The sequence below is a fragment of the Nocardia sp. NPDC051463 genome (assembly GCF_040681975.1).
GTDB lineage: Bacteria > Actinomycetota > Actinomycetes > Mycobacteriales > Mycobacteriaceae > Nocardia.
In genome coordinates this window covers 214,018-228,061 of the sequence record NZ_JBFBAB010000009.1, presented here as the reverse complement: position 1 = coordinate 228,061, position 14,044 = coordinate 214,018, and the positions used below count along the sequence as shown (strand labels likewise).

Below are 14,044 nucleotides of genomic sequence, written 5' to 3'. Positions count from 1 at the left end.
GGAACTCCTCGGGATAGGCCTTGGGCATATCGATGATCCTTCCACTGCAAGGAAATCCTCACAGGTCAGGAGTCAACCGAACCGGGGGCAGTCCCGAACCTATGCGTCGCTTCATGTGGTGACAGTGGTCGGAACCGTCCTCGCGCTGGCTGCTGCCGGGATCGCGGCGATCCCGGCGCGCGACACCGGTAATTACGGAGCGGCCAAGTGACACCGGTGCAAACGGTCACCGGCCCCGTACCGGCGAGCGAACTCGGGATCGTGCTGCCGCATGAGCACCTGTTCAACGACCTGTCCAGTGCTCGCGATCGACCGAACCATAAGTTCACCGAATTCCTCACCACGAGTTCCGTCGACGCCGCGGCCGCGTGGGCGCTGCGCCACGATCCGTACTGCTGCCTGGACAACTTGACCGCCAAACCCGTCGACGAGGTCGTCGCCGAGATTGCCGAGTTCGCCGATCTGGGCGGAAGAACCATCGTCGACGCCACATCCAGCGCGGCCATCGGGCGCGATCCGGACGCCCTCGTAGCGACCGCGCGGCGGACAGGGCTGCATATCGTGATGGGCTGTGGCGCCTACCTCGAGAAATTCGAGGGGGGACGGATCACGGCCACCACCGTCGATGCACTGGCCGCCGCCATTGCCGACGAACTGGCCCACGGCGTCGGACCCAACGGCACGAAACCCGGCATCATCGGAGAAATCGGTGTCTCACCGACGTTCACGCCGGCCGAACATGCGTCGCTGCGCGCCGCAGCGCTGGCGCAACTCGACCATCCCGCCCTCGCCCTGATGATCCACCTGCCGGGATGGCAACGGCGCGCGCACGAGGTACTCGACATCGTGCTCGACCAGATCGGGGTATCGCCACAACGGGTCGTGCTGGCCCACATGGACCCGTCCGCTGCCGACACCGCCTACCAGCGCAGCGTTGCCGAACGCGGAGTATGGCTCGAATTCGACATGATCGGCATGGACATCACCTTCCCCCACGAAGGCCGCTCACCCGACCCCGATTTCATCGCTGCCGCAATCACAGACCTGGTGGCACGGCACCCGGATCAAATCCTGCTCAGCCATGACGTCTTCCTCAAACAAATGTGGACTCGCAACGGCGGAAACGGTTTCGTCTTCATCCCGACTGTCTTCGCAGACATGCTCACCGTGCAGGGAATCGACCCCACCATGATCAACACACTGCTGCGAGACAACCCCGCCCGGATGCTGTCCGGCCACAGCCTCGACCGAGATCCCGCACATCAGGTGCGGCCTCCGTTCGGATCTGTGCCGAAGTCGGGAACTCACCGAGCGAAGACCGGTTGACTCGCGTCGTCGGCAGCCTCGCTCCAGGCCATGCGCAACCTCATCAGCCTGCTCGGACCCGACGCCCACCGATGACCGGGCCGACAGCTCCGTTTGCCGCTCCTGACACATTCCTCAACCTCACCCCGACCTGCGAGTAAGCTGCCCGCCGTGTCCTCCATCCTCCTACTCGCCCTCGCCGGATTCCTCCTCGGCGGCGCCTATTCCACCTGGAAGACCCTCCGCCCCCTGTCGATCGCACTGGGCCTGTGCGCAGCCTTGGCCGTGGCAGGCGCGATCGCCTGGATGAACTAGAGCATCACCCGCTTCGGTCAATCCTCTCTGCTCGAGACCCTGTGACGTGGTAGCTGCCAGTCGGGGATTGTGGGGTGGTCTGGGCAGCGAATCGCGGGAGTTCGCACGCTTGACCTTGACCCGAGGTCAAGGTGCACGCTCATCGCATGACTACTTCTTCGCACTCGCGCAACTCGAACAACACGGCTTGGACCGGCATGGTGCCGGTGGAAGACACCGCGCTGGCCGTCACCGACACCGGTGGGACAGGTACCCCCCTGGTCTATCTGAACGGTTCCTACGCCAGCCAGAAGCACTGGCAGCGTGTCATCGCCGACCTGGGCCCCGGCTACCGGCACATCACCTACGACGAGCGGGCCCGCGGCAAATCGAAGCGGTCGGCGGACTACTCCTTCGAGGCCGTCGTCCGAGATCTCGATGCCGTCCTGGTAGCCAGAGGGGTGGATCGGCCACTGCTGGTGGGCTGGTCCTATGGTGCGCTGCTGGGGGTGTCCTGGGCAGACCGGAACCCGGACCGGGTTGCGGGCGTGGTCGGGGTCGACGGCCCGTTCCCGGTCGGTTGGACCGACGAGGCCGACCTGGAGCGGGTCCGCAAGCTGTTCCGCCGGTTGCGGTTTGTGCTGCCCCTGGTGGTCCCGCTGGGCCTGGCAGCGCGGATGTCCGCCGCCAAGCACGCCGAGATCGCCATCGAGGCGCACGCACTCCACGCCGCCCTCGGCCCGATCCTCGAGGGTCTGACCGTTCCGGTCCGGTACGTGGTCGCCACAGGCGACCACACGGGCGACGCGGGTGGCGAGATGGACCAGGCGCGCGCTACCCTCGATCCTCTGCTGGCTCGCAACCCGAACCTGACGGTGAGCGCGAAGGTCGCCAGCAACCACGAAAAGATCCTGGCCAAGGACTCCCCCGCCGTCGCCGACGCGGTTCGCGAGCTTGCCACCGCCCTCCACCGCGAGGTTGGCTAGCAGATGATGAACGGTGTCACGATCGGTCAGGCTGCGGCATTCGTCGGCGTCACGGTGAAGACGGTGCGGCACTACCACAAGCTCGGCCTGGTCGAGGAGCCCGAACGCGACAGCTCCGGTTACCGGCGGTACGGATCCGCCGACCTGTCGCGGCTGGTGCAGGTCCGGACGCTGGCCGCCGCCGGGGTGCCGCTGGCCGAGATCCGGCCCCTGCTCGACACCGATGCCGCATTGTTCGCTGCCGCGCTCGCCGACGTCGAGCGGCAGCTCACCGAACGGATCGAGGAGCTGATCGCGCAGCGTGACACGCTGCACCGGCTCGCCGATGGCGACCGGGCTCTGCTGCCCGACCGCGCTGTGGCGCTGCTGGAGCGGATGCCCGGCCTCGGCTTCACCGCGGACGAGGCGGCGACCTACCGGGAGGGCCTGGTGCTGGCCAGGGCACTGGTCCCGGAGGGCTTCGACGACTACCTCACCCATGTCGAGCACGCCCTGCAGGACACCCGGTTCGTCGCCTTGAGTAAGCGCGCGGAGGAGGCCACGGCCTGGGAACCGGACGATCCCCGCATCGAGGAACTCGCCACCGCCGCAGCCGACCACTTCCTCGCCAACCCCGCACAGCTGAAAATCGTGACCGGCCTGCAAGCCCGCACCGAGGCCGCGACCCGATACACGCTGATCCGCCAGTACGGCGCAGAGCAGACACCGGCCGCGACCCGGCTGTCCGCGCTCTTCGCGAACAAGCTGCGCTCCGCCGGTATCGATATCCCCGGACCAAACTCCAACTTGACCGAGAAGATCTCCGCCAACGTCCAGCTGCCCGGCAACCGGGCTCGCATCGACCGCCAGTAGCTCACCGGCTAGGTCTGCACACCGGCGGCAGCAAACCCTTGGCCTGCCTCACGGACGCCGCTCAGCGTCTGGACCTGGGGCTTCGGTACCCGAGACGGTCGGCAGACCTTCGTCACGAGCGTGAACGGCGACTTCAGCAACCGGCCGGGAATCTCGCCAATGTCCGGTCCGCCGAGTTCTACTCGGCCGGGTGGGCACTTTCCAATTCATTTCACGCACCAATTCACGAGCAGGTTTGAGGAACTCTTGTCATGCGCGCCTTTGAAGACGCTCGACCGAATGGAATAGTCACGCGGCTACTGGGCGACCGCCACTCCCTGCCGCTGTCGATCGTATTGCATCTTGTCCCCGGCGTCCTGATCGTCGCCGCCTACCTGCTTATCGGCGAACCATTCGTCAAGGCCATCGGTTGTCCAGCCTTCATGGGCTGGGCGATCGCCCTGTGCCTGGTTCTGCTACCGGTCCTGGTGGGGCTGCTGTGGCTGGGCCGCAAGCACAACGGCCGCTTCTCGCTGCATGGCGTGCTGCATTACACCGACAAGCCGGTCTCGCGCGGGAAGCTGATGGCGATGGTCATCGGGCTCATCTTGTGGATGATGGTGCTCGGGTTCGCGCTGGCACCGATGAACAACTTCTTCAAAGACTTCTTCACATGGCTCCCGTACGCGGACACAGGCGGCAGCGGCAACAACACCTACCTCGACCTCGACGGATACTCGCACTCGATCATGCTCACCACGATGGCGATATGCCTGCCGCTGACCGGAATATCCCTCCCGCTCATCGAGGAGCTGTACTTCCGCGGCTTCCTGCTGCCCCGCATCGCCCATCTGGGCGGATGGGCACCAGTGGTCAACACGGTCTTGTTCGCGCTGTACCACTTCTGGTCGCCGTGGGTGTTCGTGTCGCGGGTGATCTTCACGTTCCCGGGGTTCTGGTTCGCCTGGCGAGAGAAAGACATCCGGCTATCGATCGGGATGCACGCCGGCTCGACCTCGATCCTGGCGGCGCTCGGCACCATCGCCCTTGCGCTGGACCTCATCTAAGTGAGCGTCCAAAGCCGGTGTTTAGCAACGGATTAACGACAATCTGCCAAATGCGCTCAAGTCTGCTCACACGTTTTCACCGTTGCCCGAGACACACCCATCATCCCCGGCTCGTAACGGCCGTGGAAGCCCGCGCTCACGGCAATCCACCGCTGATTCGGTGGTCGCGGGAACCGAATTGTCGTTCCGCGTAAACGTTTTCGCCTTCCGATCGCCGCCGAGATACGTGACCGCCGACCAGCAGACTCAGCGGTGACAGATAGCGTGATCAAGTGACAGATATGATGGTCAGCCACACGCAGGCGCTGCCAAAACACAGCGCCAGTCAATTCAACTCAGCCGAAAGATCCGCAAATCATCGGGCACCCCACTCAACGGCGCCGCGAAAAAACTCCGCCGATACGGCTTGACCGCGTACCCCAATTCCGCCAACGTCTCCGGCCGCAGCGAACCCAGCGTCGCCCCCGACAGCATCGTGTTGCCGTTGCCGCCCGCTTCCATCACTCGCGCGGCGATGGTGACGTCCACACCGAGCCAGTCGCCACCGATCTCACGCGGTGAACCGGTGTGCAGCCCGACGCGCATCTGCGGCCGGTAGCCGCGGACCTCGACCTCGGCCAGGTTGCGCTTGGCCTGCGTCGCGGCGCGCACCGCACGATCAGCCGAGGTGAACACGGCCATCACGCCGTCACCCATGCGCTTGACGACGTGACCGCCCCGGTCGGCGATCGGCGGCTCGATAGCCTTGGCTACCACCCGCAGTAGTTCGAGGGTCGCTTCATCCCCCGCCGACAGCGACCAACTGGAGAATGCCACCAGGTCGGTGAACATCACAGTTACCTCTTGGCTACCCTTGCCGCGGCCCACACGCTCCAACATGGCCTGCCAGACCTGGAGCGCGCCGAAGCCGATCTCACGAGCCGCACTCGGTGTATCACCGACCAGTTTGTCCGCGGCGCGGGCGACGGCGCGAGCGCCGCCGGGACCCGAAACCGACAGCGGGTCGCCGAAGGCCGGATCACCTGGCAGCTGCTCACGCGCCTTGCGCAGCGCGCCGATCAGATCCGGTCGCTGATTCGCCACATTCATCAGTGCGGAAAGCTGCCCCCGGCGAAGTCCCGGACCCGGACGGCGCGGCGAACCATCTTGGTCGACAGGCACCAGCGGTATGACCACCTCGGACGGGCCGCCGATCTCCTCCGGCGTCGACTCCGGCTCAGCACCGCCGGAAGGTGTATCGCTCACGCCCCGAGCGTATCTCAGCCGACCTACCGTCGGCGGATTACTTATCATCGCCACTGCCACCTCACGATCGAACGGAGCGGGCACGACGTTGGGGCCGCCGATAGATAACGTGATAGTTGCTGGGGCCGATGCTACCCAGCGCAGATTCCAGAAGGAAGCGGCCTATTTCACAGTTTCCGCGATGTTCACACGCATCGGCAGCGCCCGAAAACGAGATCGCCGGCCCGGTGTGGAAGGGGATTCACACACCGGACCGGCGATCACACCGTCCACCGGGCAGTGGCAGGCGGTGACAAAGGGCGCGCGATTCCTCCCGACGAGGTGACGCGCCCCACACCCGAGTGGCGAGGGAGGGCTACTCGGGTAGCTCCTTGCTCAGGCGTCGCGCTGGTTCACCGAGACCAGCGCCGCGGCGAAGATGATCGCCACGAAAGCAATGAAGTAGGCCAGGCTGCCCCATACGCCCCAGTGCCAGTTCGCGGTGGACTCCGAAGAGCTCACGAAGCGCGTGATGTTCTGGAAGGGCAGGAACGGCGCGACATTGCGGCCGAAGCTGCCGAAGGCGCTCAGCAGCGGCTCGATCAGCAAGGACCACAACACGACCAGGGAGATCGCGGCGGCCGACTGCCGAACGAGCACGCCGATACCGATGGCGAGCGCGACGGCGAAGAACGCGTAGATCGGAATGCCGTACACCGAGCGCCAATGGTCCTCGAGCACTATGTCGGCGGCGGCTTTCGAGCCGCCGACCACCTTGGCGACCGCAATGGCGATCAGCGCGATGATCGTGGTGAGCACGGCCCCGAAGCCGCCGACCAGCGCGGTCTTGGTCACCAGGACCTTCGTCCGATGGGGTACGGCCTGGAACGTCGTCCGGATGACGCCGAAGCGGTATTCGCTGGTCACGGTCAACGCGGCCATGATCATCAGGACCATGATGCCGAAACCGGTGACGCCCGCGGTCGCGGTGCCGATGTCCAGCGTCGGCGTCCCCTCGGCGGGATTGTCACCCGAGGAACGCACGACCAGCGCGAACAGCGCCGACAATCCGATACCGAGGATTACGATGATGGCCGAGCACCACCACGGCGACCTGGTCGAGGTGAGCTTGATTCGTTCTGCTGCCAGCACGCCCATCAGAGCGCACCTCCCATCACCTGATCGAAGCCTTCGCCGTGGTACTGCACCGCGCCGCCGGTCATCCGCATGAATGCCTCTTCCAGCGAGGCCCGCTGCGGCGCGAGCTCGAACAACGTGATGTCGTTCGCGCCCGCGAGCTTGCCGACGTCGTCGCTGGTCACGCCCGCCACGACCAAGGCGGGGCCGTCGGTGCCCTCACCGTCTTCGCGCACGGTCATGCCGTTGGAGGTCAGCACGCTGCGCAGCTGCTCGAGCTGTGGGCTGCGCACCCGCACCGACGCTTCCGAGGCACGTTCGATGAATTCCTGGGTGGTCGTATCGGAGATCAGCTGACCCTTGCCGATCACAACCAGGTGTTCGGCGGTCTGCGCCATCTCCGAGAGCAGGTGGCTCGACACCAGCACGGTGCGGCCCTCCGCGGCGAGCCGCTGCATGAACCGGCGGATCCAGAGAATGCCCTCGGGGTCGAGACCGTTGACCGGCTCGTCGAACAGCAGCACCTGCGGATCGCCGAGCAGTGCGCCCGCCAGGCCGAGCCGCTGCGACATGCCCAGCGAGAATCCACCCGCGCTCTTGCCCGCCACCTCGGATAGGCCGACCAGGCGCAATACCTCGTCGACGCGGGTAGAAGCGATGTCGTTGGAGGCGGCCATCCACTGCAAATGCGCGCGCGCCGAACGATTCGGATGCACCCACTTGGCGTCCAGCAGCGCGCCGACGGCACGCAACGGGTGGTCGAGATCGTGGTACGGCTTTCCATTGATCAGTGCGGTTCCCGCGGTGGGCTTGTCCAGCCCGAGGATCATCCGCATAGTGGTCGATTTACCGGCGCCGTTGGGTCCAAGGAAGCCTGTCACCTGTCCGGGTCGGACGGTGAAGGACAGATCCTGAACCGCGACGGTCTGCCCGTAATGCTTGGTCAGGCCCCTCAGCTCGATCATGAGACCAGCATTCCGCAAAAACGGGCCGGGCGCGTCACTAGAAAGTGTCGAGTCGGATCATCCTCAGGGATGATCTCGACCCCGAGGGTGCTGCGGATGTTCCCCTACAACGCGGGCGAGGACGCCTGAGCCCAGAAGCGCTTGGGGATGCGACCGGCCTGGCGAGCCAGATGACCCGCGCGGACCGCGTCCGCCATGGCGGCGGCCATCAGCGCGGGGCGTCGGGCCCTGGTCACAGCGGTGGCGAGCAGGACGGCCGAGCAGCCGAGTTCCATGGCCAGGGTGGCGTCGCTCGCGGTGCCGATGCCCGCGTCGAGGATGACCGGAACCCCCGCCCCGGCCACGATCATCTCGATGTTGTGCGGGTTGCCGATGCCGAGGCCGGTGCCGATCGGGGCGCCGAGCGGCATGACCGCGGCGCAGCCCGCGTCTTCCAGCCTGCGGGCCAGGATGGGGTCGTCGGTGGTGTAGGGCAGCACCACGAAACCCGCGTCGACCAGTTGTTCTGCGGCGGTGAGCAATTCGATGGGGTCGGGAAGCAGGGTTCGCTCGTCGGCGATCACCTCCAGCTTCACCCAGTTGGTGTCGAGCGCCTCGGCGGCCAGCTGTGCGGTGAGCACCGCTTCGGCGGCGGTGCGACAGCCCGCCGTATTGGGCAGCGCCGTAATGTCCAGGCGCTCGAGCAAATCGAGCACGCCGGTGCCGCCGACCGCGTCCACGCGGCGCATCGCGACCGTGGTGAGTTGGGTACCGGAGGCGAGCAACGCTTCCTCGAGCACGGCCAGGTTGTCCGCGCCGCCGGTGCCCATGATCAGCCGGGAGCCGAACTGCTTACCCGCGATCTCCAGTGCGTCAGCCACCCTGGACCGCCGTGAGCACCTCGATCTGCCAGCCGCGCCCGACCGGCTCGCCCCAGCGGGACTTCGGGAATACCGCACCATCCACCGCGAGCGCGACGCCCTGATTCGGCAGCCCGAGTCGGTCGAGCAGCTCACGCACGGTCAGTGCTTCGGCGAACTCGTGGTCGGCGCCGTTCACGGTGACACCGATGGGGATTGACGTCGCGGTCATCGAATTCCTCCTACTGACGACGTTGGGGACGGCGCACCCGGCGCCGAAAAGCGTTGCGGATCAGCGACTTCCGCTGCCCTGAGCACCGAGCCGTCGAGCACGCTCAGCACCGCCTCGACGGTGAGCGGGACCGCGAGCATGCCGTTGCGGCCGTGTCCGGTCGCCGCGACGATACGGTCGTCGAGCCTGCCGATCAGCGGCAGATTGTCCGGGGTGCCCGGCCGCGAACCCGCACTGGCCTCGGCCAATTCGTACTCGCCGATACCGGGCAGCACCGCCTCGGCGTCCGCGATCAGATCACGGACACCGGCCACGGTCACCGCGGTGTCGAAGCCTGCCTCGTATTGCGTTGCGCCGACAACGATTCCGTCCGAGCGCGGCACCAGATAGACCGGCCTGCCGTGCACTCGAGCCCGGATCACCCGGATCGGCGGCGGCGTCGCGCCGGGCCGATGCCGCAGGCGCAGGATCTCCCCCTTGACGGGACGGACCGGCAGCTGCGGCCACAGACCCGCGGAGGCCGCGCCCGCCGCGAGCACAATCTGATCATGCGGCAGTGCGTCGAGCGCGACGACCGATTCGGCGCGGAACTCGACTCCCTCGGCCACGCAGGCCTGTCGCAAAGCATCGAGCAGGCGCCGGTTGTCGATGGCGGGCTCGGCGGGTGCGAGCAGACCGGCGCGCACCGTGCGGGCCAGCGCAGGCTCCAGCGCACGCACGCCTGACCGATCCAGCAGGTGCAGCTCGCTACCGCGACCGCCCACCCAGTCGGCCACCGTGCGCAGGTCAGCGGCATCGGCTCCATCGAGCGCGACGGTCAACGTCTCATCGGCGACGAAGACATCCACTCCGGTGGCGGCCGCGACACGCCCGGCGAATTCCGGCCAGCGGGCCAGTGAGGCGGCGCCGAATTCGAGGACACGATCCTCCCCCGGCCAACCTTCCGACAGCGGTGCCAGCATGCCCCCCGCAACCCATGAGGCGCCGGATCCGACGGCGGGGTCGAAGTTTGTGACCGTCCAGCCCGCCTGTGCGGCCCGCCAGGCCACGGCGAGTCCGATGGCGCCGCCACCGACGACAGCCAAAGTCCGCATCCGTTCCACCTGCCTTCTATTCGCATCCCCACGGTAGCGCGGCTACGGTCGAAGGCGTGCAACCCTCCCACCTCTATCGGTCCCTACCGCCCAGGGAGCGTCTGGCAACCGCGCGGCTGTATCTCTGCACCGACGCCCGCCGAGAGAAGGGCGATCTGGCCAAGTTCGCCGAAGCCGCCCTCGCGGGCGGCGTCGACATCATTCAACTCAGAGACAAGGGCTCGCCCGGCGAGGCGAAATTCGGTCCGCTGGAAGCCAAGGCCGAGCTCGGCGCGCTCGCCGAGCTCAAGTCCGCGGCCCGCAGACACGGTGCGTTGGTCGCGGTGAACGACCGCGCGGATATCGCGCTCGCCTCGGGCGCCGATGTGCTGCACCTCGGACAGGGTGACCTGCCGCCCTGGTACGCCCGGCGCATCCTCGGACCCGATGTGGTGATCGGGCGCTCCACCCACAATCGCGCGCAGGCCGGACTTGCCGCGATCGACGAGCACCTCGATTACTTCTGCACCGGCCCGGTGTGGACGACCCCGACCAAACCCGGCCGCCAGGCCGCGGGACTGGATCTGGTGCGCTCCACCGCCGACGCCCACCCCACTCGGCCGTGGTTCGCGATCGGTGGTGTGGATGGCCCGCGCTTGCCGGAACTGCTGGAAGCCGGGGCCGACCGCATTGTCGTGGTGCGAGCGATCACCGAGGCCCGTGATCCGCAGGCCGCGGCGCGCGAACTCAAATCCGCACTGCTCGAAAACGCATAGACCGCGGGGCCTCTCCCGACATCGTGTCGACCTCGGTCCACGAGGGTGCGGTCTCGGGCGACCAAAAATCGAAACGCTGTGCTTCCTGCGTCTTCCGAGTCGAACGAGGGCTGGGCGTCCAGCGCCGACTAGGACACCACCTGGACGCGGGTGAGCGAGAGGATCGGGCCGAGCGTCACGCTATCGCCGACCGAGGTCGCATCCGATGCTGCCGTGGGGACGCTGGTTTCCCGCGCCGCAACCACCGCCGAATCGACGATCCTGGCGTATCCGCCGGGGCCATCGGGATCCGAATGCAGCCAGAGGAACCCTTCGTCGGCAAGGTCGACAGTGCGCGGTAGCGCGGCTGCCACGGCAGGGGCATCGACCACATCGGCCAAGCAGATGCGAGCGGGCGCGGCACGCAGCGACGGCCAGGAGGCGGCGAAGCCGGGGTGCAGCGGACGGGCGTCGACTTCGTCTTCCGGCACCCAGGCCAACGCGGTGCTCTCGCGGTTGCGGCTGGTCGCCAGGGTCATCACGGCGTCGGCGACCACAGTCGTATAAGTCCAGCCGCTCGACGAGGTGGCGGTGACCCGCTCCCCACGCACCCGGACGTCGGCGGGTTTGATACCAGCCTCTTCCCATGCCTCACGTACTGCGGCATGCACGGGCGTCTCGTGGCTATCGCGCGCGCCGCCCGGCAACGCCCAGGTACCGCCCTGATGACTCCACAGCGCGCGATGTTGCAGCAACACCGCGCAGCCACCGCCGGCCAGCGGAGCGCGCAGTAGCAGACCGGCCGCGCCGAAGCGGCCCCAGTGTCGCGCACCGTCGGGGTCGTCCGACCAACCGTCACCGTCACCACGCATCTGCTAAACCATCCTCATCCAGCCGTGGCGGGGGTGTTTCACACGCCACGGCACCGGTAAGACCACAATAAACTCCGACACGGCGTGTACGTGCGCCACAAAACCGGGGAGGTGGAGATGGCTCGCACCGAGCAGGCGACGGCTGTGCAGCCGCCGTCGGTCGTTACCGAGCCCGCGCGCAAGCATCTCGGTGCCGCGCGCAACTCGGCGGTGCGTGAGCATCTCGACCCGGCCAATCTGCGTTCATTCGCGCAGTCGTCACCGGGACGGCTCATCGCGATCGGCCTGGTCCTCATCGGCCTTTGCCTAGCGGCGGGCGTTGTTACCGCGGTCACGGTGAGCGAGCGTCAGCAGGCACTCGACATCCTGCTCGACGACACCGAGCCGGACGCGCAGTCCGCACAGCGGCTCTACACCACGCTGTCCATCGCGGACGCCGCGGCGAGTACCGCGTTCATCGCGGGCGGCCTGGAACCCGAAGCTGTGCGCGACCGATACAGTCAGGCACTCGGCGAGGCGTCCTCGGAGCTGGTGACCCAGTCCGGGCCCACCGCGTTGTCATCCGGCGACCCCGACACCCGGCTACGGACCGGGATCGCCACCGGCCTGCCCGTGTATTCAGGTCTGATCGAGACGGCCCGAGCGAACAATCGCAGCGGATACCCGGTCGGCGCCGCGTACTTGAGCGAGGCGTCGAATCAGATGCAGACGACGCTGCTGCCGATGGCTCAGGAACTACAGGATCATCGATCGGGCGCCGTCGACGCGGCCCAGCGCCGCCATGCGCGGCCACCGTGGCCCGCCATCGTGCTGCTGATGCTCGCCTTGGGGTTTTTGGTCTGGGCGCAAATCGAGCTGGCCAAGCGCTGGCACCGGGTGATCAATCCCGGACTGCTGCTGGCCTCCGCCGCGGTGGTGACCCTGTTGGCCTGGACCGTGGTCGCCGGGTCGATCTCGGCCGTGTCGATGATCAGCGGCCGCGACGGTGCGGCGGTGCCCGCATCCCGGTTGACCGAGAGCCGAATCGTGACCCAGCAGGCGCGTTCCGCCGAAACATTGAAACTGGTGCGCCGCGACGCGACGGGCGACTACGACCGGACCTACGATTACAGCATCGCCCGGCTGACCGAACTGCTCGACGGCTACCCGACGCGCGCGCCCGCAGCCGGGGACGTGGCGAATGCCCGTAGCGCACTCGCCCGTTGGCGCGCCGCGCATCAGCGAATGAACGAAACTCTCGCCCACGGCGACTTCAACGGCGCAGCAGCGGTCGCGACCGGACCCGGCACCGCGGATGCCGCCGCCCAAGTGGACGCACTCGACAGGTCGCTCGGTGCGGCGCTCGCGAAGACAAGGGACACTTTGCGCGGCAAGATCTCCCAGGGCGCCCGAGTGCTCGACTTCCTTGCTCCAGGCGCGATGGTGCTCGGTATCCTCGCCGCGAGTTTGGTCGGCCTCGGTCTCTGGCCCCGACTGCGGGAGTACCGATGAAATCCACCCGCGGCATCCTGGCCGCAGCCCTGCTCGCCGTCGCCTGTGCCGGCGGTTGTGCCGACGACTCGCTCTCGAGCGCGCCGGCAAAGATCATCCGATACGACGAACCGCCGCTGCCTGCCAAGGCCGTCCCGGTCCTGCCGAATACACCGATCACGCCGGAGATCGACCCGCAATGCGGCGATCCGACCGCCAGCCTGCGGCCGACAGGCTCGGCGGTCGGTGGGCCGACCATCGACGCGATCCGGGCCCGTGGCCGATTGGTGGTCGGACTGGACACCGGCAGCAATCTGTTCAGCTTCCGTGATCCGGTCAGCGGCGCCGTCGTCGGCTTCGACGCCGACATCGCCAGGGAGGTCGCACGCGACCTGCTCGGCAGCCCGGATCTGATCGAATACCGCAGTCTCGGCTCCGCCGACCGCGAACAGGCGCTGCAAAATCACACCGTCGACTTGGTCGCCAAGACCATGACGATCAACTGTGAACGACGGCAGAAGGTGACGTTCTCCACGGTGTACCTGCACGCCAACCAGCGCGTGCTGGCGGTGAAGAACTCCGGCATCAACGACCTCGGCGACCTCGCGGGCAGACGGGTGTGCATAGTGCCCGGCACCACCTCACTGGTCCGGATCCGCCACCAACAGCCGGGCGCCACCATCCTTGCGGTGCCGACCTGGGCAGATTGCTTGGTGGTTCTACAACAGCGCCAGGTCGACGCGGTGAGCACCGACGACGCCATCCTGGCGGGCCTCGCCGCGCAGGATCCCTACACCCAGCTGGTGGGCGGCAGCATCAGTGTCGAGCCCTACGGCATCGGCATCCCCAAGGGCAACGACGATCTGGTGCGTTTCGTCAACGGGACGCTGGAGCGGATCCGGACCGACGGCACCTGGACCAAAATCTATAAACAGTGGCTTTCCGTGCTCGGCCCTCCGCCGGCCCCGCCGGAACCGACCTACCTGGACTGACC

Annotated in this window: 16 protein-coding genes; 9 read left to right on the top strand and 7 right to left on the bottom strand. The window is 67.2% G+C overall.

Annotation, left to right across the window (positions count from 1 at the left end; translation table 11 throughout):
• From AB0M74_RS15625 to AB0M74_RS15600, 6 genes are all read left to right on the top strand, one after another.
• On the top strand, positions 1 to 211 hold a 211-nt coding region (locus AB0M74_RS15625; protein WP_364907115.1), incomplete at its 5' end, for a hypothetical protein.
• Entirely contained in the window at positions 208 to 1,326 is a 1,119-nt protein-coding gene (locus AB0M74_RS15620; protein ID WP_364907112.1) for a phosphotriesterase-related protein, read from the top strand. The genes AB0M74_RS15625 and AB0M74_RS15620, both read left to right, overlap by 4 nt.
• A gap of 150 nt (positions 1,327 to 1,476) precedes the next feature.
• Positions 1,477 to 1,620, top strand: coding sequence for a hypothetical protein (locus AB0M74_RS15615; RefSeq protein WP_364907109.1), 144 nt, complete (start codon positions 1,477 to 1,479; stop codon positions 1,618 to 1,620).
• A 146-nt stretch (positions 1,621 to 1,766) separates the two neighbouring features.
• Positions 1,767 to 2,585, top strand: a complete 819-nt coding sequence (locus AB0M74_RS15610) for an alpha/beta hydrolase (protein WP_364907106.1) — start codon at positions 1,767 to 1,769, stop codon at positions 2,583 to 2,585.
• 3 nt (positions 2,586 to 2,588) lie between these two features.
• The gene (locus tag AB0M74_RS15605) at positions 2,589 to 3,437 is read left to right on the top strand and encodes a MerR family transcriptional regulator (protein WP_364907103.1); all 849 of its coding nucleotides are present in this window, start codon (positions 2,589 to 2,591) and stop codon (positions 3,435 to 3,437) included.
• A gap of 251 nt (positions 3,438 to 3,688) precedes the next feature.
• Positions 3,689 to 4,483 (top strand): CPBP family intramembrane glutamic endopeptidase, encoded by a 795-nt coding sequence (locus AB0M74_RS15600; RefSeq protein WP_364907100.1) that lies wholly within the window; start codon positions 3,689 to 3,691, stop codon positions 4,481 to 4,483.
• Positions 4,484 to 4,813: 330 nt separating this feature from the next.
• Here the strand turns inward: AB0M74_RS15600 and AB0M74_RS15595 are convergent, their stop codons facing one another.
• The 6 genes from AB0M74_RS15595 to thiO form a co-directional block, all read right to left on the bottom strand.
• On the bottom strand, positions 4,814 to 5,572 hold the full coding sequence (locus AB0M74_RS15595) for an adenylate/guanylate cyclase domain-containing protein (RefSeq protein ID WP_364907159.1): 759 nt from the start codon (positions 5,570 to 5,572) through the stop codon (positions 4,814 to 4,816).
• A 531-nt stretch (positions 5,573 to 6,103) separates the two neighbouring features.
• Positions 6,104 to 6,865, bottom strand: a complete 762-nt coding sequence (locus AB0M74_RS15590; protein WP_364907098.1) for an ABC transporter permease — start codon at positions 6,863 to 6,865, stop codon at positions 6,104 to 6,106.
• Positions 6,865 to 7,809, bottom strand: coding sequence for an ATP-binding cassette domain-containing protein (locus AB0M74_RS15585; protein ID WP_364907095.1), 945 nt, complete (start codon positions 7,807 to 7,809; stop codon positions 6,865 to 6,867). Before AB0M74_RS15585 ends, AB0M74_RS15590 begins: the two co-directional genes overlap by 1 nt.
• A gap of 104 nt (positions 7,810 to 7,913) precedes the next feature.
• Positions 7,914 to 8,669, bottom strand: a complete 756-nt coding sequence (locus AB0M74_RS15580; protein WP_364907092.1) for a thiazole synthase — start codon at positions 8,667 to 8,669, stop codon at positions 7,914 to 7,916.
• Complete coding sequence (gene thiS, locus AB0M74_RS15575; protein WP_328406919.1) at positions 8,662 to 8,880, bottom strand: sulfur carrier protein ThiS; 219 nt, start codon at positions 8,878 to 8,880, stop codon at positions 8,662 to 8,664. Before thiS ends, AB0M74_RS15580 begins: the two co-directional genes overlap by 8 nt.
• Positions 8,877 to 9,974 (bottom strand): glycine oxidase ThiO, encoded by a 1,098-nt coding sequence (thiO, locus tag AB0M74_RS15570; RefSeq protein ID WP_364907088.1) that lies wholly within the window; start codon positions 9,972 to 9,974, stop codon positions 8,877 to 8,879. The genes thiS and thiO overlap by 4 nt, the downstream gene beginning before the upstream one ends.
• A gap of 56 nt (positions 9,975 to 10,030) precedes the next feature.
• On the opposite strand from thiO, the gene thiE reads away from it, so the two are divergent.
• Positions 10,031 to 10,729 carry a thiamine phosphate synthase gene (thiE, locus tag AB0M74_RS15565; protein WP_364907085.1) on the top strand — a complete coding sequence of 233 codons (699 nt, stop codon included), beginning with the start codon at positions 10,031 to 10,033 and terminating at the stop codon, positions 10,727 to 10,729.
• 128 nt (positions 10,730 to 10,857) lie between these two features.
• Here thiE and AB0M74_RS15560 read toward each other — a convergent pair whose 3' ends face one another.
• Complete coding sequence (locus tag AB0M74_RS15560) at positions 10,858 to 11,580, bottom strand: NUDIX hydrolase (RefSeq protein WP_364907082.1); 723 nt, start codon at positions 11,578 to 11,580, stop codon at positions 10,858 to 10,860.
• 117 nt (positions 11,581 to 11,697) lie between these two features.
• Here AB0M74_RS15560 and AB0M74_RS15555 point away from each other — a divergent pair, with 117 nt between their 5' ends.
• Complete coding sequence (locus tag AB0M74_RS15555; protein WP_364907079.1) at positions 11,698 to 13,071, top strand: hypothetical protein; 1,374 nt, start codon at positions 11,698 to 11,700, stop codon at positions 13,069 to 13,071.
• Positions 13,068 to 14,042, top strand: a complete 975-nt coding sequence (locus tag AB0M74_RS15550) for a glutamate ABC transporter substrate-binding protein (RefSeq protein WP_364907076.1) — start codon at positions 13,068 to 13,070, stop codon at positions 14,040 to 14,042. The genes AB0M74_RS15555 and AB0M74_RS15550 overlap by 4 nt, the downstream gene beginning before the upstream one ends.
• Positions 14,043 to 14,044: the final 2 nt, after the last annotated feature.

Excerpts from the sequence above, each read along its gene's own strand:
- AB0M74_RS15595 (WP_364907159.1), bottom strand. The coding sequence starts at position 5,572 with ATGAATGTGGCGAATCAGCGACCGGATCTGATCGGCGCGCTGCGCAAG.
- AB0M74_RS15555 (WP_364907079.1), top strand. The coding sequence starts at position 11,698 with ATGGCTCGCACCGAGCAGGCGACGGCTGTGCAGCCGCCGTCGGTCGTT.
- AB0M74_RS15610 (WP_364907106.1), top strand. The coding sequence starts at position 1,767 with ATGACTACTTCTTCGCACTCGCGCAACTCGAACAACACGGCTTGGACC.
- AB0M74_RS15585 (WP_364907095.1), bottom strand. The coding sequence starts at position 7,809 with ATGATCGAGCTGAGGGGCCTGACCAAGCATTACGGGCAGACCGTCGCG.
- thiO (WP_364907088.1), bottom strand. The coding sequence starts at position 9,974 with ATGCGGACTTTGGCTGTCGTCGGTGGCGGCGCCATCGGACTCGCCGTG.
- AB0M74_RS15590 (WP_364907098.1), bottom strand. The coding sequence starts at position 6,865 with ATGGGCGTGCTGGCAGCAGAACGAATCAAGCTCACCTCGACCAGGTCG.
- AB0M74_RS15550 (WP_364907076.1), top strand. The coding sequence starts at position 13,068 with ATGAAATCCACCCGCGGCATCCTGGCCGCAGCCCTGCTCGCCGTCGCC.
- AB0M74_RS15560 (WP_364907082.1), bottom strand. The coding sequence starts at position 11,580 with ATGCGTGGTGACGGTGACGGTTGGTCGGACGACCCCGACGGTGCGCGA.
- AB0M74_RS15605 (WP_364907103.1), top strand. The coding sequence starts at position 2,589 with ATGATGAACGGTGTCACGATCGGTCAGGCTGCGGCATTCGTCGGCGTC.
- thiS (WP_328406919.1), bottom strand. The coding sequence starts at position 8,880 with ATGACCGCGACGTCAATCCCCATCGGTGTCACCGTGAACGGCGCCGAC.
- AB0M74_RS15600 (WP_364907100.1), top strand. The coding sequence starts at position 3,689 with ATGCGCGCCTTTGAAGACGCTCGACCGAATGGAATAGTCACGCGGCTA.